Source organism: Bartonella sp. AP40SXNS (assembly GCF_042195825.1).
In the GTDB taxonomy this organism is placed as follows: domain Bacteria; phylum Pseudomonadota; class Alphaproteobacteria; order Rhizobiales; family Rhizobiaceae; genus Bartonella.
On sequence record NZ_JBHIPB010000006.1, the window covers coordinates 79,060 to 105,542 of the forward strand.

Sequence of the window (26,483 nt, forward strand, 5' to 3'; positions counted from 1 at the left end):
TCATCGCTTTGGCTTGCGGTGTCTTATGAGAAGGAAAAGAAAATGACGATTAATCTGCATCGGCCAGATATCGCGGAATTGAAGCCACGCATTACCGTTTTTGGTGTTGGAGGTGGTGGCGGGAATGCCGTGAATAATATGATAAATGCTGGTCTTCAGGGAGTTGACTTTGTTGTTGCAAATACGGATGCACAGGCTTTGGCTATGTCAAAGGCTGAACGTGTTATCCAACTTGGGGCAGCTGTGACAGAAGGTTTGGGTGCTGGTGCTTTACCGGAAGTTGGGCAAGCGGCGGCGGAGGAATGTATTGATGAAATTATTGATCATCTTGCGGACTCTCATATGGTTTTCATTACTGCTGGTATGGGGGGAGGAACTGGAACAGGGGCTGCTCCTGTTGTGGCTCGCGCAGCGCGTGAAAAGGGTATTTTGACCGTTGGTGTGGTGACAAAGCCATTTCAGTTTGAAGGGGCACGTCGTATGAAAACGGCAGAGGCTGGTATTGAAGAATTACAAAAGTCTGTCGATACATTGATTGTTATTCCCAATCAAAATCTTTTCCGTATTGCAAATGATAAGACAACATTTGCTGATGCTTTTGCTATGGCTGACCAAGTGCTTTATTCTGGTGTTGCTTCCATTACGGATTTGATGATTAAAGAGGGTTTGATTAACCTTGATTTTGCTGATGTTCGTTCTGTTATGCACGAAATGGGTCGAGCCATGATGGGAACCGGTGAGGCATCTGGTGATGGGCGTGCTTTGGCTGCTGCTGAAGCTGCTATTGCGAACCCATTGTTAGATGATACTTCTATGCGTGGGGCGCGTGGTTTACTGATTTCTATTACGGGTGGTCGTGATATGACTCTCTTTGAGGTTGATGAAGCTGCTAATCGTATTCGTGAAGAAGTGGACGCTGATGCAAATGTGATTTTTGGCGCTATTGATGATGAGTCATTGGAAGGTGTTATTCGTGTTTCTGTGGTTGCGACCGGTATCGATCGTGAAGTTAGTGATGTGGTTCAGTCCTCTCATCCTCAGATTCAAAGGCCTGCTTCTTCAATACGCAAAAGCGATCCTGGAACGTCACACAGTTCTTTTCATGTTCAATCATCGCCTCTGCGTTCTGAGTCAATGGTAGAAGTGATCGAATCACTTGAAATAGAGAAGGGTAAATCAACCGGAGAACAGTTCCGTCCCAAAAGTCAAATTTTTGCACATCCTGTAGAAGCAATGACGACACGAAGTGCGACGAGTGCTGTTGCGTATGGCTCAAATGCTGTTCAGGAACAGAAATTAAATGTGCCTCGTATGCAAGTAAGCCGCGGTTCTCAACAAGCGATGGCGGCTCCCGTGAGTATGGAGGCAACAGCGCATGTTCTTGATGAGATGACAGGGGTTGTGAAGCAAACAGAAAAGCCAGTGCAACCAAAACAAATGCAAGCGCGCGCTCCAATGCGTATGCCTGAGTTAAAGGATTTTCCTCCTGTTGCTCATGGACAAAGCCAAAGAACATTTGTGACTGATCAAGGTCCTCGTAATCTTTGGCAGCGTTTGAAACAGAGCTTGACACATCGTGAAGAAGCTGAGCCAGAAGCGAGGTTGGAGCCTGCTGTTAGATCGTCTCAGCAGAAAGAGTCTCATGTTTACAATAAAAACTCTCAGGCGCTTTCTCAAGATGCTTCTGTTTATGTTCCACGTCGTTCTGGTGAGCTGCATCCTCAGGTACCACAAGATCAGCGTACTTTTATAAGTGAAGAAGATCAGTTGGAAATACCAGCATTTTTACGTCGTCAGGCAAATTAATTGATGAAAAATGAGGTAAAGTAAGAAAATTTATTATTTCTTTAATGCTCAGTCAAAAATTATACAGTAAAATATATTACTGTTTTTTGAATAAAATACTTTGTTTAAAAAAAACCGCTTACAATAAGCGGTTTTTTTTATTATTTACTATGAATATTTTTTATAGTTTTATAAATTTTGTTAAAAGATGTACAAGCAATTTAATAAAATGATATGATGAGTTTAGTACCAAAATATCAGTCTACTCTTAAAAAAGCAGTAACATTTAAGGGGATTGGCGTTCATAGTGGCTGTTTGTCAGGGGTAAAGGTTTGTCCAGCGGATGTTGGGTGTGGTATTATTTTTAGGCGTTGTGGATTAGACGGAACAGAGAAAATATTTCAAGCCCATGCATCGCAAATAGGAGAAACTGAATTATCAACAGTACTTGGAGATGGAGATGTAAGGGTTGAAACAATTGAACATTTGATGGCAGCAATTGCTGCTTATAATTTGGATAATCTTATTATTGAAGTGTCACATAATGAGATTCCTATTTTGGATGGTTCAGCGTGGCTATATTGCCAAGCTTTTGAAGATGTTGGTATTGTACAGCAAAATGCGTTGCGTTCTTATTTCATTATAAAAAAGCCGGTGCGGGTTGAAGGAGCTCATGGTGTTGCAGAGCTTTTGCCATTTAATGGACGTCGTTTTGATATAACGATCTCTTTTCCTTCTTCTGCTATTGGTAAGCAACATTTCAGTTTTGATCTTACCACACGAGGGTTTAGGGATGATTTGTCACGGGCACGCACTTTTGGTTTTATCAAAGACGTGGAAAAATTACGGCTTTCTGGAAAGGCAAAAGGCGCTTCTTTGGAAAATTCTCTTGTTATCGACCTTAATGATAAAATTTTAAATCCCGATGGTCCTTATTGGGAGAATGAATGTGTTCGGCACAAGATGCTTGATGCGATTGGTGATACTGCTTTGCTTGGGGCACCTTTTATTGGATTATTTCGTTCTTATTGTAGTGGGCATAGAATTAATGCGCAATTGGTGAAGGCTGTTTTGGCAGACGAATCATATTATGAAAAAAGCTTTTTAGAGAAAGAGTAAAAAAATTGACAAGATTTTTTTATTATTTATTTGATTTTTAAGGGGATGATTGACCTGAACTGCTAAATTGGTTATGTGGATTTTATAGTGATATGGTATAAAACCTTTGATAAATTGTTTTTGCTACAAGGTGATATTCTGTGGAGGCCGGAAAAAATATGAAAAAATCTCATGTGTGCATTGGAAATATGACATATAGAAAATCTAACATTGTACGCAAGATATTGGGGGTGGTGCTTTTGGGAAGCACTTGTATGTTAGCGGGATGCCTCTTTAAAGAGAAAAATACCCTTGATCCATCTGCTTATGTTTTGAAAATAGAGCCACCAGATGTTCTCTATAATCAAGCGCTTGCTAGCCTTGAAAGTGGGCGGCTTGGGGGCGCATCGAAAAAGTTTTTGAAGATTGAAAAACAGTACGCTTATACAGACTGGGGGCGCAAATCTCTTGTGATGGGTGCTTTTACTAATTATCGACTCGGAAAGTATGATGATTCAATTAGTATGGCTCAACGCTATATTACGCTTTATCCAGGGTCGACTGACTCGGCTTATGCGTACTATATTATTGGTCTTTCTTCTTTCCGTCGGATTCCTGATGTTACGCGTGATCAACGTGACACGAAACGTGCTATTGCTGCTATGCAGCTTCTTATAGAGCGTTATCCTAATTCTGAGTATGTCAAGGATGCTAAGGATAAAATCCGTTTTGGTCGCGAACAGCTAGCTGGTAAAGAAATGCAGATTGGCCGCTATTATGAAGAGGGGCGGCGCTATCTTGCGGCAAGTAGACGGTTTCGTACCGTGGTTGAAGAGTATTCTGATACAAATCAAATTGAAGAAGCACTTTTTCGCTTAACGGAAGTTAACTTAGCTCTCGGCTTAACGGCAGAAGCACAGACGGCAGCAGCTATTTTAGGACGTAATTATCCCAAAAGTGAGTGGTATAAATTTTCTTATAATCTCTTGCAGAAGAATAAAATATCGCCACGTGAGCATAAATCTTCTTGGATCTCAAATGCTTTAGGTGGTGATAAGAAGAGGGTACGTTGATTCTCTATGTTGGTACAGCTTTCGATTCATAATATTGTTTTGATCGAAACGCTCGATATTCATTTTACAGCGGGGTTGACGGTTTTAACTGGAGAAACGGGTGCGGGGAAGTCTATTCTCCTTGATGCTTTATCACTTGCTCTAGGGGGGCGGGGTGATGCTTCGCTTGTGCGTCATGGGGTTGACCGCGGGCAGGTTACAGCTGTTTTTGATGTGTCTGTTTCACATCCTGCACGTCAACTTATTCGTGAGAATGGTCTTGATGATGAGGGTGATATTATTTTACGACGTGTGCAATCAAGTGATGGACGTAGCCGTGTTTTTATCAATGATCAGGTGTCTAGTGTTGCATTGATGCGGAGTGTTGGCCGTTTGTTGGTTGAAATCCATGGACAACATGATGATCGTGCGCTTGTTGATGTTGCTACACATCGCCAATTATTAGATGCCTTTGGTGGTCTTGAAGATGAAGTGGAAAATTTGCGTCAGTGTTATCACACATGGCGTGAATTTGAGGAGCGTTTGCAACGGCAGCGTCTTAAAGTAGAGAGTGCTGTACGGGAGGTTGATTATCTTCGTGCGTGTGTAGAAGAGCTTGAAAAGCTTGATTTTAAAGTTGGTGAAGAGGAAGCTCTTTCTCTTCGTCGTGCTGATATGCTTAAATTAGAAAAAATAGCAACAGATATTAAAGAAGCGGATGATCTTTTAACGGGTCAAAAATCACCAATCCCAGTGCTTTCTAATTTGGTGAGGCGTTTGGAGCGGAAAATTCCTGAGGCGCAAGAACTTATTGCACCAGTGGTGAAATCTATTGATGAGGCATTGCATGCACTTGCAACAGCACAAGAAGGTATTGAGACGGCAATACGAGCATTAGATTTTGAACCTGATGAATTGGAACGGATAGAAGAGCGTCTTTTTTCTCTTCGGGGTTTTGCTCGTAAATATCAAGTTTCTGCGGATGAATTGATTCAGTTACGCGATAAAATGGACGCTGAACTCGCTGATTTTGAAGAGGCTCAGACTATATTGACACGTTTTGAAGATGAGGCAAAGCAGGCAAAGAAAAATTATGATATGTTAGCACAAGCGTTGTCAATAAAACGTCAAGAGGTTGCAAAACACTTGTCTGAAAGCGTGATGGCTGAGTTGCCTGCATTGAAATTAGAGAGGGCCGAGTTTATTGTTGAAATGCAAAGTGATGTGGAAAGGCGGAGTGCAGAGGGATGTGATCGTATTGAATATTGGGTGCGAACAAATCCTGGAACACGAGCTGGACCGATGCTTAGTGTGGCTTCTGGCGGTGAATTGTCTCGTTTTTTGTTGGCATTAAAAGTTGTTTTGTCTGATCGAGGATCAGCACCGACGCTGATCTTTGATGAAATTGATACAGGTGTTGGGGGGGCTGTTGCAGCGGCTATTGGACAACGGTTGCAACGCTTATCAGAACGTGTTCAGGTTTTTGCTATTACGCATGCACCACAGGTTGCATCGAAAGCGCATGGTCATTTTCTTATTTCGAAAATTGAGAGTCATGATAAAGGACGCTTTGTTACTGCTATTCATAAAATGGAAGAGCATGAACGTGCAGAAGAAATTGCTCGTATGTTGGCAGGAGAACAGATTACTGAAGAAGCGCGTGCAGCGGCTCAAAAGCTTCTCGCATAAAGGTAATTAGCCAGTGATAAAAATACTGGAAAGCTTATTTTTATTTGCGATTCACTTTATGAGGAAGCGTGGAAGTCCTTATGGCAGTAACTCGTAATTTGGAATAGATTTTATGAACAAAGATGCAGTTAAAAATCTCTCAGCTGTTGAAGCAGAAAGTGAATTAGAGTGGTTGGCAAAAGAAATTGCGCGTCATGATGTGCTTTATAATCGTGATGATCAGCCTGAAATTTCTGATGCAGAATACGATGCGTTGCGCCGCCGTAATGCAGAAATTGAAGCTCTTTTTCCAGAGCTTATTCGTGTTGATTCTCCTTCACATAAAATTGGGGCACCAATTTCTGAAAAGTTTGAAAAGTCTGTTCATGTACAGCCTATGCTTTCACTTGATAATGCGTTTAGCTCTGAAGATGTTACTGAATTTATTGAGCGTATTCGTCGTTTTTTACGTCTTCCAGAAACACAAGTGTTGGAAATAACAGCGGAGCCAAAAATTGATGGTTTATCTTTGTCTTTGCGCTACGAAAAGGGGCGGCTTGTGCGTGCGGCAACGCGTGGGGATGGAACTGTCGGTGAAAATGTGACGGCAAATGCTCGAACAATTGCTGATATTCCACAAGTTTTGCAAGGTGATTTTCCTGAGGTAATCGAGGTTCGCGGCGAAGTTTATATGGGACGGGAAGATTTCCAAGCTCTTAATATAAGCCAACAAGAGAAGGGAAAGTTAACCTTCGCCAATCCTCGAAATGCAGCGGCTGGTTCGCTCCGTCAGCTTGATTCACGGATAACCGCCAGCAGAAAGCTTCAATTTTTTGCTTATGCTTGTGGTGAAGTGAGTGAAGTATTTGCAGAAAGTCAAATAGAGATGATGAAAAAGCTAAAAGAATATGGCTTTGTTATCAATCCATTAATAAAAGTCTTTAGGACAGTCAAAGAAATTATTTTCTATTATCGTGATATAGAAGAACGCCGTCATTCTTTAAGCTATGACATTGATGGCATTGTTTATAAGGTTAATGATTTGATGCTCCAAAAGCGTTTGGGATTTGTTTCTCGTTCGCCGCGTTGGGCAATAGCCCATAAATTTCCAGCAGAAAAAGCAATGGCGCTTTTGGAAGATATTGATATTCAGGTCGGTCGTACGGGAGCTTTGACGCCTGTTGCACGCCTTACACCTATTACTGTTGGTGGGGTGGTGGTGACCAATGCCAGTTTGCATAATGAGGATTATATTAAGGGAATTGGCCATAAAGGAGAGCCCATTCGTGAAGGGCGTGATATTCGTGTAGGCGATACCGTGATTGTACAACGCGCTGGTGATGTAATCCCTCAAATTGTTGATATTATTGCTGAAAAACGTCCAAAAGATGCTTCTGCTTTTGTTTTTCCTCATCTGTGTCCCGCTTGTGGGAGTCATGCTGTTCGTGAAGAAGGAGAAGCGGTGCGTCGGTGTACCGGTGGGCTTATTTGTCCTGCACAAGCGATTGAACGTATTCGTCATTTTGTTTCACGCAATGCGTTTGATATTGAAGGCTTGGGTAAAAAGCAGGTAGAATTTTTTTTCCATGCTCAAGATGAGGCGCTTTGTATTCATACACCAGTTGATATCTTTACTTTAGAACGGCGCCAAGAAAAGTCTTTGATCCGTTTGGAAAATATGGAAGGTTTTGGTACTGTTTCAGTGCGGAAACTGTATGATGCCATTAATGCACGCCGCGAAATTCCTTTAAGCCGTTTTTTGTTTGCATTGGGGATTCGTCATGTTGGAGAGGTGAATGCACGCCGCCTTGCACGAGCATATCAAAATTATACAGCTTTTGAAACGGCGGCTATGGAAGCATTTATGCCATGTGAGCAGGAAAACAAAGAAGGCAATGAAGCTTGGATGGAACTTACCAATATTGAAGGAATTGGACCACAGGTAGGGGGCGCAATTGTTGATTTTTATAGAGAAGCGCATAACCGTGAAGTTTTGTCTGTTTTGCTTGAAGAAGTAACACCTCTTGATGAGGCACCTATCATGATAGCTTCTTCACCAATAGCGGAGAAGATCATTGTTTTTACGGGAACTTTAGCACATATGTCACGTGATGAAGCAAAAGCATTGGCAGAGCGATTAGGGGCCAAAACATCTGGTTCACTTTCTAAAAAAACAGATCTTCTTGTTGCAGGACCTGGAGCGGGCTCCAAATTGGCTAAAGCTGAAGAATTAGGTGTTGAGGTTATCGATGAAGAGGCTTGGCTACAGCTGATTGAGAAACATAATGTTTAGAGGATGTTTTCTAGAAGATCGTATGCTATTTGTATGATTATCGCTCTTACATTTTTTGGGGGGGGGGGATGAAATCAAAAAGGGGGATAATAGGGGCTGTTTATTTTGCAAAAACAGAGCGCCATATATTTTGATATTTATTACGTTATTTAAAATAATTAACATTGAACTTAAATATTAAACTTAAACTATTATGATGAAGAATATGCAAGGTTATTATTAGTAAAAAATATAAATTATTACTGTGAAGCAAGGTAAAAATTGTAAATAAATATGCAGAATTTTTGAATCTAAACGGCGTAATAAGTTGGTTATAATGGGCGTGTTAGAAATGCGACGCGGAGGATTACAAAATATAATGAAAACTTCTGTATAGCAGAATAAGGCTATAACTCATGTTGAGATGGTGGAGGATAATTGATAAGCATTATCTTTTGAGAGTGTATCCCGTTCTGTTTCAATTTTGGAAGGCTTTTGTCGTATCGGCAAAAAAACTTGAAGTATTTCATAGAAGCATTTTTTGTGTTTGCTGATGGTAAATTCGCACTTCTCTCTTTAAAAGAGAAGGGTGTAATGTTTTGTAGAAAGAGTAAAAGTTATACGTTGCTTCATTTAAAGGGGCATTGTTGCTTCTTTTGCCCATTTTTTATCTTCTTCATTTAAGTAAGGCGCATTCATCTGATAAACCCGCGCATGGTAATCATTGAGCCATTGTCGTTCTTCTTGTGTCAAAAGCTCTGGAAGGATTAACCGTCGATCAATGGGGCAATGTGTGAGTGTTTCGAACGAGAGCATTTCTATATCTCCACCATCAATTTTTTGTGTTGGCTTCACAATCATCAAATTTTCAAGACGGATACCAAAAGCGCCTTCGCGGTAATAGCCTGGCTCGTTTGAAAGAATCATACCGGAGATGAGTTCTTGGCACCCTTTGCGAGAAATATTTTGCGGTCCTTCATGGACAGAAAGATAAGATCCAACACCATGACCGGTGCCATGGGCATAATCAAAACCAGCTTTCCACAATGCAATGCGTGCAAGAGCATCAATGTCTTGTCCGCGTGTGCTTTTTGGAAATCTTGCAGTTGAAAGAGCAATCATGCCTTTGAGGACAAGCGTAAAACAGCGTTTTTCTTCTTCTCCAATATTCCCAATTGCTACTGTGCGTGTGACATCAGTCGTGCCATCACGATATTGTCCACCTGAATCAACGAGGTAAAGTTCACCAGCATTGAGTGGTTTATTTGTTTGCGTTGTTACACGATAATGAATAATGGCACCATTTGCCCCTGCGGCTGAGATTGTATCAAAAGAAAGATCTTTAAGTTTTTCTCCCATTTCGTTTGCTGTATTTATGCGAAATTCTTCTAATTTTTGAGCAGCAGAAATTTCACTTATTGACCCTGGTATTTGTTTATCTAACCAAGAAAAAAAACGGGTTAGGGCAACACCATCGCGTAGGTGTGCTTTGCGTGTGCCATTGAGTTCTGTGTCATTTTTAATGGCACGTGGTAGAGCCGCAGGATCGGTAAGTGTGATAAAAGAGCTATTTTTTTCTTCAATAACAGTTCGTAATTTTTCGCATGTTAGCTGTGGATCTAAGGCAAACACTGTCCCTTTTTGAATATACTCTTTGATCTTGGGAACAAGCTGTTCTGGTTCATATAATTTTGCATAACGTTCTAGATATTGTTTCTGTTCTCCACCAAGTTTTTTGCTATTAATGAATAAAGCTGGTGTTTCTTGGATGGGAATGAGAGCAAAACAAAGGGAAAAAGGCGTGTTGGAAACATCATTGCCCCGTATATTGAATGTCCATGCAATGGAAGAGGGGTCTGTAAAAATAAAGGCATCTGCATTTGCTTTTTGTATATATCTGCAAATCAATGCCAACTTTTCATCTGTATCGCACCCAGCATATTTGAGAGGGTGAATTGATAAGGCAGATTGTGGTAATTTTGGTTGATTATGCCAGAGCAGATCAATGGGATTATGTTGAACTTCTACAAGTTTTCCACCTGCTTTCATTTCTAATGCGTTTCTCAATGCATCGGTGGCAGCAATCGTGTGGAGCCATGGATCAAAGCCAATAGAAAGTTTTTGACCATTTGTTTCAAGCCATTGTGAAGGAGGGCAAGTTATGAGATCCTCATAATCAAAAATATCAGGATCAGTTTGTTGGCGAACTTGGAGCTTATATCGCCCGTCTGTAAATATGATGGCTTTGTTTTTTAAAATCAGTGCAATCCCAGCTGAACCAGTAAAGCCGGTTAGCCAGCTAAGACGTTGAGCATGAGGGGGGACATATTCTCCTTGATGTTCATCGCACCGTGGAACAAGAAAACCATCTAGTCCAAGGCGATCAAGTTCTTTACGAAGGGAGGCAATGCGTTTTGCAGCATGCGTGGGATTTGTTGTCGCCTCAAAAGATTGATACATAACGACGTCCTTTTCATTTATTTTAGATGTATCGTTACCCATCCTTGACGGTGGTATGTTTCGATATGCTTGAGTCCTTGTTTTATATAAGTATCTAAAACGTAGGCGTGTTGCTCTTCAAGAATTCCAGAGAGTATAAGTGATCCCCCTTTTTTAAGGGCTTTTACCATTTCTTGCGCAAGTTCAATGAGAGGATTGGCAAGAATATTGGCAACAATGAGATCAAAAGGCGCACGTGTTGCAATGTGTTCATGGGTAAAACTTGTTGCTGTAACAGCTGTAATATACTCTTTTACGCCATTAAGCTCGATATTATGTTGTGCAACTTGAATAGCAATAGGATCAATATCGGAGGCGAGAATACTAATGGGCTTGAGCATTGCTATGCCAATGGCTAAGACTCCGCTACCAGTTCCAAGATCAAGGGCATTTTGTGGATTTTCGTGTTTCATTACTTTGGCAATCATTTCCAAACAACCAGCTGTTGTCCCATGATGTCCTGTTCCAAAGGCTTGATTTGCTTCAATTTCAATAGGGAGAACATTAGCTGGAATGGCGTTTCTGTTGTGACTTCCATGAAGGAAAAAAGGACCAGCATGTACAGGTTTTAGTCCTTCTAGACTTTTTTGTACCCAATCAATATTGGGTAAAACTTCCATATTAATTTTATCAGAATCTATAGAAAGAACGCTTGCAAAACGTTTCAATGCGTCTTCTTGATTGTCTTGATCAACATATAGAGAAAGCTCATATATAGCATTTTTTTCGTCTATCTCTATAAGAGCAAGAGGATATCCTTCTTCATCAAAAGCTCTTTCTATAAGGGTATAAAATTGCTCTGCTTCACTTTTAAAAGCAGTATAATAGAAGCGAATTTGTTGCGACATGCTGTTCTTTCTTTTGATTGGCTTTTTTAGTTTGATATGAGTTTTTTTAGCCGTTCAATGGCGATTGCATCTTTTAATTCGCTATCGTTTTCTTTCGTGTCATAACGGATAACACCCGCTAATTTTCCACCTTTTTTGAGTAAAAAAATTGCTGCCGTATGGTTATAAGTATAGTTTCCATCTTCTCCAGGAACTTTTTCAGCAACAATTTTAAAAGAATTGGCCATTTTATGAACTTTATCAGGATCTCCACTGATACCAACGATTTTATTGTTAAAATTGCTGAGATAATTATGGAGTACTTCTGGTGTATCACGTTCGGGGTCAACAGTCACAAACCATACTCCTAACTTATCAGCTTCAGGTCCAAGCGCTGTAAGCCATTGATCAAGATTCATCAGTGTGGTGGGACAGATTTCAGGACACATAGTGAAGCCAAAAAAAATTATTGAAGGCTGGCTTCGAATATCCGCTTCAGTAATCGTTTTTCCATTTGAATCAGTGAGCGTAAAGTTATCACCTAAAGGCTTATTTATAAATGCATCATAAATAAAAATTCCCGTAAGAAATATAGCTGTTAGCCCTAAAATGCGGAGTACATTTTTCATAGTTTGTCTCTTTTAAAAGTGTCAAAAAATTCTAGCATTGGCTGGTTTGTTTTGCAATGTTTGTTTCACGGTTGATTTTATTGGTTTGGTTGGTATGTCTTTCCATATCTATTGATGAAACAATTGAGGGAAGGCAATAATGAATATTGAAAACGATCTTCGATTTCATGAAAGTAAGCCTCGTATCCATACGACAGCACAGCTGCATGGTTGTAAATTAGGGCGCTATGTGGAAATTAATGAGCGGGTAGTTTTGCGTGATGTAATAGTTGGAGATTTTTCTTATTTAGAACGTAACAGTGAGGCTATTTACAGCGATATTGGTCGTTTTTGTTCTATTGCATCTCATGTCCGTGTGAATGCGTTGGAGCATCCCATGGAGCGCGTTTCAACGCATAAAATAACCTATCGTCCAAACGAATATTTTCGTTATATGGTACTCGATCGTTCTTTTCGTGAAAGGCGTTGTGCAAAACGTGTTATTGTTGGGCATGATGTGTGGATTGGACATGGTGCGGTTATTATGCCTGGGGTGACAATTGGTCATGGCGCTATCATTGGCGCGAACGCTGTTATAACGAAAGATGTTATGCCTTATACGATTGTCGTTGGGGTGCCTGCTAAGCGATTGCGGATGCGTTTTCCCAATCATGTGATAGAATGCCTTTTAGATATGGCTTGGTGGGATTGGCCGCTTGATAAAATTCACAACGCATTGCCTGATATGCAGAATTTGCCCATCGAAGCCTTTGTTCGCAAATGGCAATGACATTTAAAATAAAGTTGTCTCTTAAAAAAACGATTGTGGTTTGCTTTTTATTTAAGCTTTGTTTACAAAATTATCCAGTACACGCTTTTCTCCGGCTTTTTCGAACATTATTGTCAATTTATGATCGTCTATTGCTGTAATATGACCATAACCAAATTTTATGTGAAAAATCCGATCATTGACAGAAAAATCTGATGGTGCATGAGAGATTGATTGAGCGATAACTTTTCCTTCAATATTCTTGTTTTTTTGTGCATGCTTTTGTCTTGGTATTGCATAATCATTATAAAAGGAATCGTAATGTTGAAAGGAAGATTTTCCATAACCACCATAGGATGTTTCCATTGCTATGGCTTCTATATGTTCTGTTGGTAATTCCTCTAGAAAACGGGAGGGAAGAACAGATTGCCAAAATCCATGAATTCTTCGATTAGATACAAACCAGATATGCAAATGTTGTTTTGCTCTTGTCAGTCCCACATAGGCAAGACGCCGTTCTTCTTCTAATCCTGAACGTCCACCTTCATCTAATGAGCGCTGATGAGGAAAGAGTCCTTCTTCCCAACCTGGAAGAAAAACTGTTTCAAACTCAAGCCCTTTGGCTGAATGAAGGGTCATGATGTTGACTGCATCCATATTTTCATTATTTTCTGTTTCCATAACGAGTGCAACATGTTCCAAAAAACTTTGAAGATTTTCAAATTGTTCCATGGAACGAATCATTTCTTTAAGATTTTCTAGTCGTGTAGGAGCCTCTGGTGAGCGATCTTCTAACCACATGGTTGTATAACCAGAATCATCAAGGATGATTTCGGCAAGTTCTCTATGAGGAGTGTCTTGAAGCATATTTTGCCAGCGGCGGAAGTTTTCAATAAGGCTTCGTAATGCACTGCGTGCTTTAGGTTTTAGCTCGTCTGTTTCAATGATGTCAGCGGCAGCAGAAAAGAGAGGAACAGCACGTGCACGTGCACTCTCATAAAGAATGCGCAGGGTTGCATCTCCTATGCCGCGTTTCGGTGTATTAATAACACGCTCAAAAGCTAAATCATCCGCTGGTTGGACAACAACGCGTAAATAAGCCATGGCATCACGTATTTCCATTCGTTCATAAAAGCGTGGGCCACCAATGACGCGGTAGTTAAGGCCAAGTGTTACAAAGCGATCTTCAAATTCACGCATTTGAAATGATGCCCGTACTAATATAGCCATATGATTTAATGCATGACCAGTTTGTTGTGCGCGTTCGATTTCTTCACCGATTGCTCGTGCTTCTTCTGCTGAATCCCATGCTGAATGAATTTTTACTTTTTCTTCCTCACTCTTTATTTGAGCAGAAAAAAGGACCTTTCCCAGTCTTTCTTCATTATGCGCAATGAGATGGGAGGCAGCTTTAAGAATATGAGATGTTGAGCGATAATTGCGTTCTAGACGAATAATTTTAGCAGAAGGAAAATCTTTTTCAAAACGTAATATGTTTTCGACTTTTGCACCACGCCATCCATAAATGGATTGATCATCATCGCCAACACAACAAAGATTAACATGTTGACCTTGAGGATGTTGGGCCAAAAGGCGAAGCCAAAGATATTGTGCTGTATTTGTATCCTGATATTCATCGACAAGAATATAACGAAATTGAGAATGATATTCGCGAAGAATATCTGGATTATGTTGGAAGATAGAGATAGAATGAAGTAGAAGGTCACCAAAATCACAAGCATTAAGATCTTTTAATCGATTTTGATAACTGTGATAAAGTTCACGTCCCATGCCGTTACCAAAGGAATGAGCATCACTTTTTGAGATATGTGTTGGTGAAAGTCCTTGATTTTTCCAAGAATCAATCATCATGGCAAGGTTTCGTGCGGGCCAACGCTTATCGTCTAATCCTTCAGCTTGAATAAGTTGTTTTAAAAGTCGAAGAACATCATCGCTATCGAGAATTGTAAAGTTTCTTTTTAAATCAACAAGCTCTGCGTGACGGCGTAAAATTTTAGCTCCAGTGGAATGAAAGGTTCCAAGCCAAGGCATACCTTCAACAACTTCTCCAATAAGTTCACCAATACGTGTTTTCATTTCACGGGCTGCTTTGTTAGTGAAAGTGACAGCAAGTATTTGTTGAGGTGAGGCGAGTCCAGAGCGCAGAATGTGAGAAATACGGGTTGTTAAAACGCGTGTTTTTCCAGTACCAGCACCTGCAAGAACTAAAAGAGGCCCCTCAGTATTCATAACAGCTTGTTGCTGTTCTGGATTGAGCTGTTCTAAATAGTTTGTATTATATGATTTTTTTTCTTTTAGGACAGGGGAAGAAAACCCAGAATTTTCCTTATCATGGTCTGGAGGGGAATCTTCTTCAAAGAAAGGTATGGTGTGATCAGAAAAATTACTCATTGTATCTCTTTTGTAGTCTTTTTTTCATTGAAGTTCTAGATTAAAAAAACTTCTCTTAAAAAGTCACAACAGTTTCAGTTGAACAGACAGAAAGAGAACGTAAAAAAATAAGCACAAACATTAAAGGCGTTGGGTGAGAACGCTTTGAAGGGCATAAACGCGTAACGAGGCCGAAAGATTTACTTGTTGTGGTCTTTTGCTATCAATATCGGTAATAATAAAGGCTAAAGATTGTCCTTTTTTGCGGGCTATATCTTTTAGAATATCTAAAAATGGTGGTTCTAAAGAAACGCTTGTTGCGTGTCCATCAACGCGAACAGATATCTTTCGTGGAATGACTTTTGACCAATCGATAGAATTATTTTCGTGCATTTTTCCACCTTTATTCGTCGTTTCGTAAACGATTTTGATCAAGAAATTTTTGCGTTTTTAAAGATTTTTGTTGCTCAAAAAGTTTTTCAGTTTTTGTTCGTCCAAAACGATAACGATTTTGCTCAGCACAAAGAGATTTTTCTGTACGTTTTTTTTGTTTTCGAAATTGGCGAAGATTAATCAATTCAGTCATGAGAAAAATTATTTTTTCCGAAAGGAATCTAAAGAGACAACATCAGCACTTTGATTTTGTTTTGCATCGTTATTTGAAGGTTCTATATTTGTACTGAGATTTTGTTCTTTTGTAAGCGTATTTTCTTTTTTTTGTTTGTTTGATAAGGTAATGGGCGTAGTTGAGGTATTTTCTGAATGTTCATTTTCTCCAGAGGTCAGATTTGAGGGCAGATCAAATGCTGCTTCAAATGCTGCTACAGGATCATAAAAGACTTGAATGGAAGTAAAAGGAATCACGAGCTTTTCGGTTATTTCCCTGAAAGAGAGGGTTACTTCGAAAGCTGTTTCTGAAACACTGAGATCTCTAAATTGATGTTGTAAGACGATTGTCATTTGCTCGGGATAGCGATTTTTTAGCCGAGGAGAAATTTTAACGCCTGGGGCATTTGTCAAAAAAGTTATAAAAAAATGATGATTTCCCGGAAGACCTGCTTTGGCAACTTCCGATAAAACTTTACGGATAACTCCACGAAGTGCATCCTGAACGAGAATATCGTAACGGATTTGATCTTTAACCATCGAAGTTTATTCCTTTTATTTCACGTAGCAGAATGGGGCGTATTGATATTGTGTGATAGAATATATTTTAAATTAGCAGATTTTTTCTACGATGCACCTCAATAAATCGAATAAATACGAAACTCTATGGTAAATAATGTCTGATAATGTCTGAAAGATCAATCAACAACATTTAAAAAGTGAAGGCTTCTGTTGCCAGGTGCCTCCGAACCCCGCTTAAACCTGCGACGGTTTAAGACTCAATTTGAAACATTCACACCACCTTAAGCGGCGAGACGTGCTTCCGCATAGTTGTCATTTGCAACTACTCATTTAGCCCGATAACGGTGGTACAATGCCGAGTAAAAGAGCGATCTTTACACCCTTGTCGATCCTATTTCGCCCCCACCAAAATATAACTTTGTTTTCTTATATTTTGGTGGAGGCGCCGGGTACCGCCCCCGGGTCCAATAGGTTTATTTCACCGTCCATTTATTACCATAGCTGGTAAACCAGCCTTTTAAATATAGATGAAGAACAGTCTTAGGAAAAGGGGGGTTGTTAATATTTTTAATCCTCTAATTATTTATAGAGCTATATGATGCGGCTGTAAATTATAGTCCGCTCATTTTTGGAGAGGAGATGATGCAAAATGACAAATAATTTAGCAGATATTAAACTATATGATTCAAATCCCGATGAAGCAGCAGTAGAACGACTTAGCCGTCGTTTAGCTTTAGTGATGAAAAAGCAGGATGCAGCGCTTGTTGCTACATCGGATCCAAAAGAGTTAGAACGTGTTGAAAAATGGGTTCAAGATGTTTTAGAAGCTGATGAACAGAGTGCTAAAATGGCCGTTTCAAAAGTGGCTGAGATGATGTCTGGAGAGCGTAGAAAAAGTCGACTGACTTTTTATTATCTAGTTGCTAAGCACCTTAATGCACTTCATAAAATTTAAACAATATTAAATTTGCGATAATGATAAAAAAGCCCAATCTCTTGGGCTTTTTTCGTTTATAAAAAGGGTTAATGTTTTTCATCTTCTTGGAGGTATCCCCCTTTACGCATACTCGGGACAAAGAGAAGAGCAATGAATGCCATGATCATCACGATGGTTATATAAAAATAAAAGAGTGATTCATGACCGTACTTTTTTAATCCAAGCGCAACGTATTCAGCAGAACCACCAAATAAAGCGTTACCAATGGCATGAGAGATACTAACGCCTAATCCACGTATTGAAGAGGGAAACATTGCTGATTTTACGACACCAGAGATGGATGTATACATGCTCATAATGAAGAGCAAGCCAATAATGACCGATAAGGCAACCCATAGACTATGCGTATTACCGATTATCCAGAGTCCAGGAAATGTAAAGATGACAGAGAGTATACTCCAAATGATAAGTAAAGTTTTTGTTCCAATTTTATCGGCTATGATACCAGCTATGGGTTGGAATAGGATGAAAATAAATAGTACAGCTGTCATAATCGTTGTTGCGGTATGTTTATCAAAGCCGGTGGTTGTGATCAGATATTTTTGCATATAAGTCGTAAAGGTGTAAAATGTGAGTGATCCTCCTGATGCAAAGCATGCAATTACGACAACGGCTTTTGTATGCTTGGTGAGAAGTTCCTTAAGACTGCCAGAGTGTTTGTGAGAGCGGCTTTCTTTCGTGGTTGTTTCGTGGAGAGAACGACGCAGATAAATCGCAATCACTGCCCCGAAACCACCAATCACAAAAGGAATGCGCCATCCCCATGCTTTTAACTGATCTTCAGAGAGATAAGATGCTAGAATAAATATAATGAAGCTGGCAAGAAGTTGACCTGTAATAAGGGTGGCTGATTGGAAAGAAGCAAAAAGCCCTCGATGTTTTTTGAGAGCAACTTCGCTCATATAAGTGGCTGCTGTACCATATTCACCACCCGCTGAAAGTCCTTGCATCATCCGAGCTAAAAGTAAAAGGATTGCTGATGTTATTCCTAAGGTTTCATAGGTGGGAAGTATGGCGATGAAAAAAGAGCCACCACACATCATAAAAATGGATATAAGCATCGAGCGTTTACGTCCATAACGATCGGCGATAAATCCTAAAAACCAAGCTCCAATAGGGCGCATAAGAAAGCCAATAAAAAACACACCCGCGGTTTTTAACAGTGGCGTAATCGTATCACCATCGGAGGGAAAGAATTGTGATGCAAAATAAATTGATGCAAATGAGTAAACGTAAAAATCATACCACTCTACGAGATTTCCTGATGCGCTTGCTATAATAGCAAAAACACGTTTTCTTGCATCCTGTGATGCTGAAATTGTTTCATTTTCCATGAATTGTTCCCCTTTTGGATTTATAGTCCATATATTTATTTCTAAATATAATTTCTAAACATAATTTTTTATGATTTCCAGAAAAATCCAATTGTATCATGATAATTTCTTAGAGAAATTCTTTAAGATGATTTATTTGAGTTATATTGTTATTATTTTTAAGAGTTTTACTTTTTTATTAGAAAAAATATCATATTAATTTTAATTGTGTTTATATGAAAAATATACATTGAAAAGTATATAAGTATATCTTCAAATTTTATGATAATAATACTATATTAATTACTTTAATGATAATTTGATGTTATAAAATATATGGATTTTACAAGAAGTAATAGCAAAAATTAAGTTATTTCATAAGGGTTAGATAGTATAAAATGGGACTTTTAAGTCCTTACTTATCGTTTTGCGCCATAATACATTATTTTTTAGGGGGGAGGATTCAGATAAGGTTTTCCGTATGAGGTGTTTTTCAGATATCATGATAAGTATTTAGGGGAGGGCTTGCCCATAGAATCTTATCAAGTAAATTACATAAAGAGGGTAGTAACTATAGATAATTTAAGAGAAACTGAGTTGTTTGTAAGACGAATGCGGGGCGGGTTTTCGTTCTTTACTAGGGTGGAGAGGAGATCAAAAAAAAGCCCAATTTCTTGGGCTTTTTTTATCCAGAAAATAAGTTTAATGAAGTCTATCGTCTTTATCGAGATATCCTCCTTTATCTATATCAGGCATAAGAAGAATAGAGATGAGTGCAATGACCATCATACCAACGATGTAAAAAAAGAAAACAGATTCGTATCCCATATTTTTTAATCCAAGCGCTACATATTCAGCAGAACCGCCAAACAGTGCGTTGCCAATGGCAAAAGCAAAGCCAACACCAATTGCTCGGATTGAAGCAGGGAACAATTCTGCTTTTATGATACCAGCAATGGACGTATAAAAACTCATAACACAGAGTATTCCAATAATGATTAAGAGTGCTGTCCATGGATTATGGGCATTCCCGATCATTTTAAGTACAGGAATGGTGCAGATAATGGATAATACACCCCAACTGATGAGTGAAGCTCTTGCTCCAATTTTATCGGCTAGCGAACCAAAAAGCGGTTGGAGTAACACAAAAACAAAGAGGGCGGCAGTCATTATTGTTGTTGCGGTTTGTTTATCAAAGCCAGTGGTTGTGATCAGATATTTTTGCATATAAGTGGTGTATGTATAAAATGTGAGTGATCCGCCAGCTGTAAAGCCAACAACCAAAAAGAACGCTTTTTTATGATTACGAAAAAGTTCTTTAAGACTACCAGCATGTTGTTCAGAGCGGCTTTTGAGGGTTGTTGTTTCATGAAGCAAGCTACGCAGATAAATTGCAACGATTGCTCCAAAGCCACCAATGACAAAGGGAATACGCCATCCCCATGCTTTTAACTGATCCTCGTTAAGGTAAATGGCTAAAATAAATATTATAAAACTTGCCAGAAGTTGACCTGAGATCGTTGTTGCATATTGAAAAGAAGCAAAGAGACCACGACGATTTTTGGGCGCAACTTCACTCATATACGTTGCGGCTGTACCATATTCACCGCCAACGGAAAGCCCTTGAAACATACGGACAAAAAGGAGAAGGAATGCTGCTGTTATTCCCAAAGTTTTGTAAGTGGGAAGTATGGCAATGAGAAAAGAGCCCCCACACATCATAAAAACAGAAATAAGCATTGAGCGTTTACGTCCATAACGATCAGCAATAAACCCAAAGAGCCATGCTCCAATTGGACGCATAAGAAAGCCAATAAAAAAGATTCCTGCCGTTTTTAACAATTGTGTAACGATATCTTCATCTTCAGGAAAGAATTGCGAAGCGAAATAAACCGATGCAAAGGAGTAAGCGTAAAAGTCGTACCATTCTACCAGATTACCGGATGCACTGGATATAATAGCAAAAATACGTTTCCTTGTATCATGTGGATCTAAAGTTGTTTGATTATTCATGAAGTATTCCCCTTTTAGATTTATAACTTTTCTTCTTTTTAAAGCTATTTACGATGTGCATTATAAAAACGCCATTGTATCATGATAAATTTTTAGGGAAACATAAAGATTTTTTCTAGATCTATCAGTGCTGTTTTGGGCTCATGGTGTTGTTATATTGCGTAAATCTATCCTTAAGGAAATATTGTTTTTTGTTTGATTGTGAATTATTTGCATATGCAGAGTATTTATGAAGATATGATACTCTTTAGTTTATATGCTTGATGTTGTTTCGTAAAATGATGTTATTGACTATTGCATGCGAGGTTGGTGTATCAGTTAAAATACTTTTTAGAAATGATCTTAAGTGTTAAGGGGGAGTACAATATTAAGAGTTCGTCAATAGTATAATAATAGCGGCTTGCACTTTTATTAAGTGTAAAGAGAGTGATGCCCATGTTTATATTTTACGGGGCTTTTACGTTATGTCATTCACGGGTGCCGTTGTGAAATGGAGTTGGGTATATTGAGAAATGTTTCTCAAAAAAGTGTGCGAATTCATAATATAATTGTATTTTCTACTTTTCATGAAAGGATTTGTGTTTCATGAGGGGTACCATTAAGAACGTATTAAACAAAATCATGAGTGGAATCTTTATTATTGATAAAATTTCTTGAAAGATAATCACTTTTCTTCGATTTTGAGTGGGAATGGGGGGTATTAAAATAAATCAAAAATTTTTTATCTTCAGCAAAAGAAGCATTTATTCATAATAATATGCAGCTGTTTATTTTTATAAGCAGTATATGCAGGAGAGAAAATTTCTTCTTTAGGTGTTTGAAGAGATAAAAAATCGTGCGCTTTAAGCTTCTATGGGAAAGAATTACAAAAAGCCCAGAATACTGGGCTTTTTTGTTAACATCAAAAGTTAATGAATATCGTCTCCTTGTAAATATCCTTTTTTGCGCGCATCGGGCATCAAGAGAACCGCAATGAATGCAATAATCATCATGCCGGTTATATAAAAATAGAAGACAGATTCGTATCCAAGGTCTTTTAATTCAAGCGCTACGTATTCAGCAGAGCCGCCAAACACTGCATTGGCAATAGCATAAGAGAATCCAACACCTGTTGCTCGCACTGAAGCGGGAAACATTTCTGACTTTACAATACCAGAGATGGATGTATAAAAGCTCATAATGCATAGCATTCCAATAATGACTGATAGAGCAATCCATGTTTCATTAGTGTTACCAATTACATGAAGTCCAGGAATCGTAAAGATAATAGATAAAACACTCCAAATAAGCAGTGAAGTTCTTGTTCCAATTTTATCAGCCATAAAACCAAATGCAGGTTGAAGTAACATGAAAACAAAGAGCGCAGCAGTCATGATTGTTGTTGCAGTATGTTTATCAAAGCCGGTGGTTGTGATCAGATATTTTTGCATATAAGTTGTATAGGTATAAAATGTGAGCGATCCCCCAGCTGTAAAGCCAACAACTAGAAAAAAAGCTTTCCTGTGATTGCGTAGAAGCTCTAAAAGACTACCAGCTTGCTTTTTAGAACGATTTTCTTCTGTGGTTGTTTCATGAAGTGTACGACGGAGGTAAATTGCAACAACTGCTCCTAGGCCCCCAATGGCAAATGGAATACGCCATCCCCATGCTTTTAGTTGATCCTCTGTGAGATAAAGTGCTAGAATGAATATAACCAGGCTGGCTAGAAGTTGTCCACCAATCAGTGTGGTATATTGAAAAGAGCTAAAAAATCCACGGCGGTTTTTGAGTGCCACTTCACTCATATAAGTGGCTGTCGTACCATATTCACCCCCGACAGAAAGTCCTTGAAGCATTCGGAGTAAAAGTAAAAGAATTGCTGCTGCCATTCCAATAGTTTCATAAGTAGGAAGTATGGCGATTAAGAAAGAACCACCACACATCATACCAACAGAAATAAGCATTGAGCGTTTACGTCCATAGCGGTCAGCAATGAAGCCAAAGAGCCATCCGCCGATTGGGCGCATAAGAAAACCAATAGCAAAGACACCAGCGGCCTTTAAAAGTTGTGCAACGACATCGCCATCTGAGGGAAAAAATTGTGATGCAAAGTAAATGGATGTAAAAGAATAAACATAAAAATCATACCATTCTACTAGATTACCTGATGCACTGGATACAATAGCCCAGATACGTTTTTGCGTATCATGTGATGCTAAAGATTCTTGTTTTTCCATAGTCAATCCCTTCATTTCACGTTCACCATTTTTGTTCATTATCACTCTATGTTCTTTTCTTCAGAAGCTGTCTATAGTATTTTATCTTTTGCATAAAAATTTTAGTCAGATCACGATAATTTCTTGTGTAAGATGTTTTCGGATAAAGATTTGAATTATGTTTGTACGAATTTTACAGTTTTTATTTTCTATAATGAGGAGAATCGGACATAATAACCCTCATGAAATTATATCTGGCTCTTTTATCCCACGTTTTAAATCAGGGTATTGATCGTACAGATCGGACGGGCGTTGGAACGCGATCTATCTTTGGGTATCAGATGCGCTTTGATTTACAAGCAGGATTTCCATTGTTGACAACAAAAAAACTACATTTACGTTCAATTATTTACGAGCTTTTGTGGTTTCTTAAAGGTGATACAAATATTGCATGGTTGAAAGAGCATGGTGTATCAATTTGGGACGAGTGGGCTGATGAAAAAGGAGATCTTGGTCCTGTTTATGGTTATCAGTGGCGTTCTTGGCCTGCTCCTGATGGGCGCCATATTGATCAAATTAGTAATCTTTTAACAATGATTAAGGAAATGCCAGATTCTCGTCGCTTGATTGTATCAGCTTGGAATCCTGCATTAATAGAAGAAATGGCTTTACCTCCGTGCCATTGTCTTTTTCAATTTTACATTGCGGAGGGAAAATTGTCCTGTCAGCTTTATCAGCGTTCGGCGGATATTTTCTTAGGTGTTCCATTTAATATTGCATCCTACGCACTGTTAACGATGATGATTGCGCAAGTAAGCGGTCTTAAAGTAGGCGACTTTATTCATACTCTGGGGGATGCTCATCTTTATTCTAATCATTTTGAACAGGCAAAATATCAATTGTCTCGTAGACCAAATGCTTTGCCATGTATGCGCATAAATCCAGCGGTAACAGATCTTTTTTCTTTTCAATTTGAGGATTTTGAATTGCTTAATTATGAAGCACAATCCCATATTAAGGCGCCGGTAGCAATATGATGATTTCCATTTGTTTCATTGCTGCGGTTGCAGAAAATGGTGTTATCGGTCGTGAAGGTGCCATGCCTTGGCATTTATCAACGGATTTGCAACGCTTTAAAGCTTTGACATTGGGTAAGCCCATTATTATGGGAAGAAAAACTTGGGATTCTCTTGGGCGCCCTTTACCAGGGCGTACAAATATCGTCATTACGCGTGATTGTACCTTCAACGCTGAAGGGGCTGTTGTTGCTCACTCTTTATCGCAAGCTTGCTCTCTTGCAACAAGCGTTGCTTCTCAAAATAATGTAAAGGAAATTTTTATTATTGGGGGAGGGGAAATTTTTCAACAAGGATTGCCTATGGCTGATAAAATATTCCTTACAGAAGTTTTAGCCTCTATAGAAGGTGATAGTTTTTTTCCTGTTTTTGATAAAGAAAAGTGGACTATTGTGCAAACACAAGATATTCCAAAAGGGGATAAAGATAGTCATCCGACACGTTTTGTTGTTTATGAGCGGAAATAATTTTTGTAATATGAAGTGGAAGGGGTTATCAGTTGTATTATAATGAGGTAATAGGCACCCTATAAGATCAAGCAAATGGTTGGTGTTCGAGTAGTGGTAATCAGTTAAAGAGGTGATAATGCCCTGGACAAATCAAAATGGTGGTGGCCCGTGGAGTGGCGATAAAAACAGTGGTGAAAAAAAAACACCAGCTAAGAATATCTTTGGTTCTGGTGGCAATCATGGTAGCGAAAATGGTCCTAATCTTAATGATATTTTGCGCAAAGGGCAGGATCAGTTTAAACAATTTGGGAGAAGTAGTCTTTCTGTTTTGTTCCTTCTGCTTATTGCGTTTTTTTGGTTATACCAGTCAATTTATATTGTTCAGCAAAATGAACAAGCGGTAGAGCTGCGCTTTGGCATCCCTAAAGAAGGCATTATTGGTGATGGCTTGCATTTTCATTTTTGGCCAATTGAGACCTATATGAAAGTACCTTTAACGGAAAAAACAATCGCGATTGGTGGAAAGCCTGGTCAAGCGCAACAAAGTGATGGTTTAATGCTTTCGAGTGATCAGAATATCGTTAATGTTAATTTTTCTGTTTACTATCGGATTTCATATCCTAGTCAGTTTTTATTCAATGTGAATGATCAAGAGGGAACTGTCCGCCAAGTTGCTGAGAGTGCAATGCGTGAGGTCATTGGTTCGCGGCCGGTCGATGATGTTTTACGTGACAAGAAAGAAGAAGTTGCTAATGACGTTAGAAAGATTATCCAGTTGACTGTGGATAAATATCAACTTGGTGTCGAAATAAGCCGTGTGTCTATCAGTGAAGCTGCTCCTCCAACAAAGGTTGCTGCTGCGTTTAATTCTGTTCAGCAGGCGGAGCAGGAACGTGGAAGAATGATTGAAGAGGGGAATCGTGTGCGTTTTACGAAAATTGGTTTAGCAAATGGTGAAGCTTCACGCACACGGGAAATCGCAAAAGGTGAAAAGGCACAAATGGTTGAAGAGGCAACAGGGCGTGCTGAACGTTTTCAGGCAATAGCTCGAGAGGCTGCGATTTCACCAGAAGCTGCGCGCTACCGTCTCTATATGGAGACGATGGGGCGGATTCTTTCTTCACCAAATAAGCTGGTTCTTGATCAGGCAAATTCTCCAGCGGTGCCTTATTTACCTTTGAATGAATTGTTGCGTAGCAAGTCATCAGAAAAAGTAAAGGCAACATCAGCGCGTCCTGCGTTACTCTTAGATTCTCGTATTGCTGGAGGAGATTAATTATGCAGCAATCTCGCTTTTTGTTTGTTTTTAGTGCTATAGTGTTTTTTTTGATGATTTTGTGGATGTCCGTTTTTATCGTCTATCCTCGTCAACAAGTAGCAATTAAGCGTTTTGGACAAATTGTTCAGGTAGAATCTAATCCTGGAATCTATTTCAAGGCGCCCTTTATCGATAAGATGATCATTGTTGATAATCGGTTATTGCGTTACGATGTTCCTACACAATCTGTACAGGTTCGTGGTGGTGCGTATTATGAGGTGGATGCGTTCTTTATTTACCGTATTACAGATCCTAAGTTGTTTTTACAGCGCATTGCTTCTGGGCGTCCACAAATTGCGGCACGTGAAAACCTTGCACCACGGTTTATTGACGCTTTGCGTGCTGTTTATGGTAAGCGAGAATTTAAAGCAGCCTTATCGGATGAACGAGGCGCGATGATGGCTGAAGTACAGAAGCAATTTTCTGTAGATGCAGGTTCGTTGGGTATTACCATTGTTGATGTGCGTATTCGTAAAACCGATTTGACTGATGCTGTTTCAGAAGATGTCTATCGGCAAATGGCAGCTGAACGTGAAGCTGCTGCGGAAAATATCCGAGCTCGTGGTCAGCAGGAGCGAGATCGTATTGTGGCAGAAGCTAATCGTGAATATGAAGAAATTGTAGCAGCTGCGAAGCGTGATGCTGAAATTACCCGTGGTGAAGGTCAAGCTGAAAGTATTCGTCTTTTATTGAATGCGAGGGAGGCTAATCCGTCTTTTTACGATTTTTGGTTGGCGATGGAACAATACAAGAATTTAGAGAAAACACCGATGGTGATTTCTCCAAATGAGGATTTCTTTTTCTATTTTCGTAATCCGCCGCAGGCAAATAAAGCATTCTTACCGACAATGAATACGGGCCTCAGTAAAACTGATCCAAAATCGGGAGAGAATAGATAAAATAATGGATTGCAGATACGAGATTTTGCATGAAAAGAATGATCTGTGACCATTTTCTTTTATGGTAAAAGTGGTAGAGAGTATCGAGCCGTGCTGGTTTTACGTAGATAAATTTAGTAGGGCTCT

Annotated in this window: 21 protein-coding genes and 1 other RNA gene; 11 read left to right on the top strand and 11 right to left on the bottom strand. The window is 39.2% G+C overall.

Going from position 1 to position 26,483, the window contains the following annotated elements; translation table 11 throughout:
• Positions 1 to 42 precede the first annotated feature (42 nt).
• The 5 genes from ftsZ to ligA all read left to right on the top strand — a co-directional run bounded on the left by ftsZ (position 43) and on the right by ligA (position 7,896).
• Positions 43 to 1,806 carry a cell division protein FtsZ gene (ftsZ, locus tag ACFILZ_RS05730; protein WP_375606973.1) on the top strand — a complete coding sequence of 588 codons (1,764 nt, stop codon included), beginning with the start codon at positions 43 to 45 and terminating at the stop codon, positions 1,804 to 1,806.
• A gap of 213 nt (positions 1,807 to 2,019) precedes the next feature.
• The gene (lpxC, locus tag ACFILZ_RS05735; protein WP_375610498.1) at positions 2,020 to 2,904 is read left to right on the top strand and encodes a UDP-3-O-acyl-N-acetylglucosamine deacetylase; all 885 of its coding nucleotides are present in this window, start codon (positions 2,020 to 2,022) and stop codon (positions 2,902 to 2,904) included.
• Between the two features lie 158 nt (positions 2,905 to 3,062).
• The gene (locus ACFILZ_RS05740) at positions 3,063 to 3,956 is read left to right on the top strand and encodes an outer membrane protein assembly factor BamD (protein ID WP_375610499.1); all 894 of its coding nucleotides are present in this window, start codon (positions 3,063 to 3,065) and stop codon (positions 3,954 to 3,956) included.
• A gap of 6 nt (positions 3,957 to 3,962) precedes the next feature.
• Positions 3,963 to 5,624 (top strand): DNA repair protein RecN, encoded by a 1,662-nt coding sequence (gene recN, locus ACFILZ_RS05745; protein WP_375606975.1) that lies wholly within the window; start codon positions 3,963 to 3,965, stop codon positions 5,622 to 5,624.
• Between the two features lie 112 nt (positions 5,625 to 5,736).
• Entirely contained in the window at positions 5,737 to 7,896 is a 2,160-nt protein-coding gene (gene ligA / locus ACFILZ_RS05750) for an NAD-dependent DNA ligase LigA (RefSeq protein ID WP_375610500.1), read from the top strand.
• 612 nt (positions 7,897 to 8,508) lie between these two features.
• On the opposite strand, the gene ACFILZ_RS05755 is transcribed toward ligA, so the two are convergent.
• From ACFILZ_RS05755 to ACFILZ_RS05765, 3 genes are read right to left on the bottom strand one after another with little or no spacing between them, the layout of a single operon-like run.
• Positions 8,509 to 10,335, bottom strand: coding sequence for an aminopeptidase P family protein (locus tag ACFILZ_RS05755; RefSeq protein ID WP_375610501.1), 1,827 nt, complete (start codon positions 10,333 to 10,335; stop codon positions 8,509 to 8,511).
• A 17-nt stretch (positions 10,336 to 10,352) separates the two neighbouring features.
• A complete protein-coding gene (locus ACFILZ_RS05760; protein ID WP_375610502.1) occupies positions 10,353 to 11,222 on the bottom strand; it encodes a 50S ribosomal protein L11 methyltransferase in 870 nt (289 codons plus the stop codon).
• A 26-nt stretch (positions 11,223 to 11,248) separates the two neighbouring features.
• A complete protein-coding gene (locus tag ACFILZ_RS05765; protein ID WP_375610503.1) occupies positions 11,249 to 11,830 on the bottom strand; it encodes an SCO family protein in 582 nt (193 codons plus the stop codon).
• Positions 11,831 to 11,969: 139 nt separating this feature from the next.
• Between ACFILZ_RS05765 and ACFILZ_RS05770 the strand changes: the two genes are divergently transcribed.
• Positions 11,970 to 12,599 (top strand): DapH/DapD/GlmU-related protein, encoded by a 630-nt coding sequence (locus ACFILZ_RS05770; RefSeq protein WP_375610504.1) that lies wholly within the window; start codon positions 11,970 to 11,972, stop codon positions 12,597 to 12,599.
• Between the two features lie 51 nt (positions 12,600 to 12,650).
• Here the strand turns inward: ACFILZ_RS05770 and ACFILZ_RS05775 are convergent, their stop codons facing one another.
• From ACFILZ_RS05775 to ssrA, 5 genes are all read right to left on the bottom strand, one after another.
• The gene (locus tag ACFILZ_RS05775; protein WP_375610505.1) at positions 12,651 to 14,990 is read right to left on the bottom strand and encodes an ATP-dependent helicase; all 2,340 of its coding nucleotides are present in this window, start codon (positions 14,988 to 14,990) and stop codon (positions 12,651 to 12,653) included.
• Positions 14,991 to 15,110: 120 nt separating this feature from the next.
• Entirely contained in the window at positions 15,111 to 15,362 is a 252-nt protein-coding gene (locus ACFILZ_RS05780; protein WP_273788067.1) for a ribbon-helix-helix domain-containing protein, read from the bottom strand.
• Between the two features lie 10 nt (positions 15,363 to 15,372).
• The gene (locus ACFILZ_RS05785; RefSeq protein ID WP_375606982.1) at positions 15,373 to 15,555 is read right to left on the bottom strand and encodes a DUF4169 family protein; all 183 of its coding nucleotides are present in this window, start codon (positions 15,553 to 15,555) and stop codon (positions 15,373 to 15,375) included.
• Positions 15,556 to 15,563: 8 nt separating this feature from the next.
• Positions 15,564 to 16,115, bottom strand: a complete 552-nt coding sequence (locus ACFILZ_RS05790; protein ID WP_375610506.1) for an SspB family protein — start codon at positions 16,113 to 16,115, stop codon at positions 15,564 to 15,566.
• Positions 16,116 to 16,293: 178 nt separating this feature from the next.
• Positions 16,294 to 16,650: a transfer-messenger RNA gene (gene ssrA, locus ACFILZ_RS05795) on the bottom strand.
• A 96-nt stretch (positions 16,651 to 16,746) separates the two neighbouring features.
• On the opposite strand from ssrA, the gene ACFILZ_RS05800 reads away from it, so the two are divergent.
• The gene (locus ACFILZ_RS05800; protein ID WP_375606984.1) at positions 16,747 to 17,052 is read left to right on the top strand and encodes a DUF2853 family protein; all 306 of its coding nucleotides are present in this window, start codon (positions 16,747 to 16,749) and stop codon (positions 17,050 to 17,052) included.
• Positions 17,053 to 17,120: 68 nt separating this feature from the next.
• On the opposite strand, the gene ACFILZ_RS05805 is transcribed toward ACFILZ_RS05800, so the two are convergent.
• The 3 genes from ACFILZ_RS05805 to ACFILZ_RS05815 form a co-directional block, all read right to left on the bottom strand.
• Positions 17,121 to 18,428 (bottom strand): MFS transporter, encoded by a 1,308-nt coding sequence (locus ACFILZ_RS05805; RefSeq protein WP_375610507.1) that lies wholly within the window; start codon positions 18,426 to 18,428, stop codon positions 17,121 to 17,123.
• A gap of 681 nt (positions 18,429 to 19,109) precedes the next feature.
• On the bottom strand, positions 19,110 to 20,420 hold the full coding sequence (locus tag ACFILZ_RS05810; protein ID WP_375606986.1) for an MFS family transporter: 1,311 nt from the start codon (positions 20,418 to 20,420) through the stop codon (positions 19,110 to 19,112).
• Positions 20,421 to 21,328: 908 nt separating this feature from the next.
• Positions 21,329 to 22,636, bottom strand: a complete 1,308-nt coding sequence (locus tag ACFILZ_RS05815) for an MFS family transporter (RefSeq protein WP_375607008.1) — start codon at positions 22,634 to 22,636, stop codon at positions 21,329 to 21,331.
• 221 nt (positions 22,637 to 22,857) lie between these two features.
• On the opposite strand from ACFILZ_RS05815, the gene ACFILZ_RS05820 reads away from it, so the two are divergent.
• The 4 genes from ACFILZ_RS05820 (at position 22,858) to hflC (ending at position 26,357) form a co-directional block, all read left to right on the top strand.
• On the top strand, positions 22,858 to 23,652 hold the full coding sequence (locus ACFILZ_RS05820) for a thymidylate synthase (protein ID WP_375606987.1): 795 nt from the start codon (positions 22,858 to 22,860) through the stop codon (positions 23,650 to 23,652).
• On the top strand, positions 23,649 to 24,158 hold the full coding sequence (locus ACFILZ_RS05825; protein WP_375606988.1) for a dihydrofolate reductase: 510 nt from the start codon (positions 23,649 to 23,651) through the stop codon (positions 24,156 to 24,158). The genes ACFILZ_RS05820 and ACFILZ_RS05825 overlap by 4 nt, the downstream gene beginning before the upstream one ends.
• Positions 24,159 to 24,276: 118 nt before the next feature.
• The gene (gene hflK / locus ACFILZ_RS05830; RefSeq protein ID WP_375606989.1) at positions 24,277 to 25,416 is read left to right on the top strand and encodes an FtsH protease activity modulator HflK; all 1,140 of its coding nucleotides are present in this window, start codon (positions 24,277 to 24,279) and stop codon (positions 25,414 to 25,416) included.
• A 2-nt stretch (positions 25,417 to 25,418) separates the two neighbouring features.
• On the top strand, positions 25,419 to 26,357 hold the full coding sequence (gene hflC / locus ACFILZ_RS05835) for a protease modulator HflC (RefSeq protein ID WP_375610508.1): 939 nt from the start codon (positions 25,419 to 25,421) through the stop codon (positions 26,355 to 26,357).
• The last annotated feature ends 126 nt before the right edge of the window (positions 26,358 to 26,483 follow it).

Bases quoted from the DNA above. Each gene is read 5' to 3' on its own strand.
- ftsZ (WP_375606973.1), top strand. From the start codon at position 43: ATGACGATTAATCTGCATCGGCCAGATATCGCGGAATTGAAGCCACGC.
- lpxC (WP_375610498.1), top strand. From the start codon at position 2,020: ATGATGAGTTTAGTACCAAAATATCAGTCTACTCTTAAAAAAGCAGTA.
- ACFILZ_RS05740 (WP_375610499.1), top strand. From the start codon at position 3,063: ATGAAAAAATCTCATGTGTGCATTGGAAATATGACATATAGAAAATCT.
- recN (WP_375606975.1), top strand. From the start codon at position 3,963: ATGTTGGTACAGCTTTCGATTCATAATATTGTTTTGATCGAAACGCTC.
- ligA (WP_375610500.1), top strand. From the start codon at position 5,737: ATGAACAAAGATGCAGTTAAAAATCTCTCAGCTGTTGAAGCAGAAAGT.
- ACFILZ_RS05755 (WP_375610501.1), bottom strand. From the start codon at position 10,335: ATGTATCAATCTTTTGAGGCGACAACAAATCCCACGCATGCTGCAAAA.
- ACFILZ_RS05760 (WP_375610502.1), bottom strand. From the start codon at position 11,222: ATGTCGCAACAAATTCGCTTCTATTATACTGCTTTTAAAAGTGAAGCA.
- ACFILZ_RS05765 (WP_375610503.1), bottom strand. From the start codon at position 11,830: ATGAAAAATGTACTCCGCATTTTAGGGCTAACAGCTATATTTCTTACG.
- ACFILZ_RS05770 (WP_375610504.1), top strand. From the start codon at position 11,970: ATGAATATTGAAAACGATCTTCGATTTCATGAAAGTAAGCCTCGTATC.
- ACFILZ_RS05775 (WP_375610505.1), bottom strand. From the start codon at position 14,990: ATGAGTAATTTTTCTGATCACACCATACCTTTCTTTGAAGAAGATTCC.
- ACFILZ_RS05780 (WP_273788067.1), bottom strand. From the start codon at position 15,362: ATGCACGAAAATAATTCTATCGATTGGTCAAAAGTCATTCCACGAAAG.
- ACFILZ_RS05785 (WP_375606982.1), bottom strand. From the start codon at position 15,555: ATGACTGAATTGATTAATCTTCGCCAATTTCGAAAACAAAAAAAACGT.
- ACFILZ_RS05790 (WP_375610506.1), bottom strand. From the start codon at position 16,115: ATGGTTAAAGATCAAATCCGTTACGATATTCTCGTTCAGGATGCACTT.
- ACFILZ_RS05800 (WP_375606984.1), top strand. From the start codon at position 16,747: ATGACAAATAATTTAGCAGATATTAAACTATATGATTCAAATCCCGAT.
- ACFILZ_RS05805 (WP_375610507.1), bottom strand. From the start codon at position 18,428: ATGGAAAATGAAACAATTTCAGCATCACAGGATGCAAGAAAACGTGTT.
- ACFILZ_RS05810 (WP_375606986.1), bottom strand. From the start codon at position 20,420: ATGAATAATCAAACAACTTTAGATCCACATGATACAAGGAAACGTATT.
- ACFILZ_RS05815 (WP_375607008.1), bottom strand. From the start codon at position 22,636: ATGGAAAAACAAGAATCTTTAGCATCACATGATACGCAAAAACGTATC.
- ACFILZ_RS05820 (WP_375606987.1), top strand. From the start codon at position 22,858: ATGAAATTATATCTGGCTCTTTTATCCCACGTTTTAAATCAGGGTATT.
- ACFILZ_RS05825 (WP_375606988.1), top strand. From the start codon at position 23,649: ATGATGATTTCCATTTGTTTCATTGCTGCGGTTGCAGAAAATGGTGTT.
- hflK (WP_375606989.1), top strand. From the start codon at position 24,277: ATGCCCTGGACAAATCAAAATGGTGGTGGCCCGTGGAGTGGCGATAAA.
- hflC (WP_375610508.1), top strand. From the start codon at position 25,419: ATGCAGCAATCTCGCTTTTTGTTTGTTTTTAGTGCTATAGTGTTTTTT.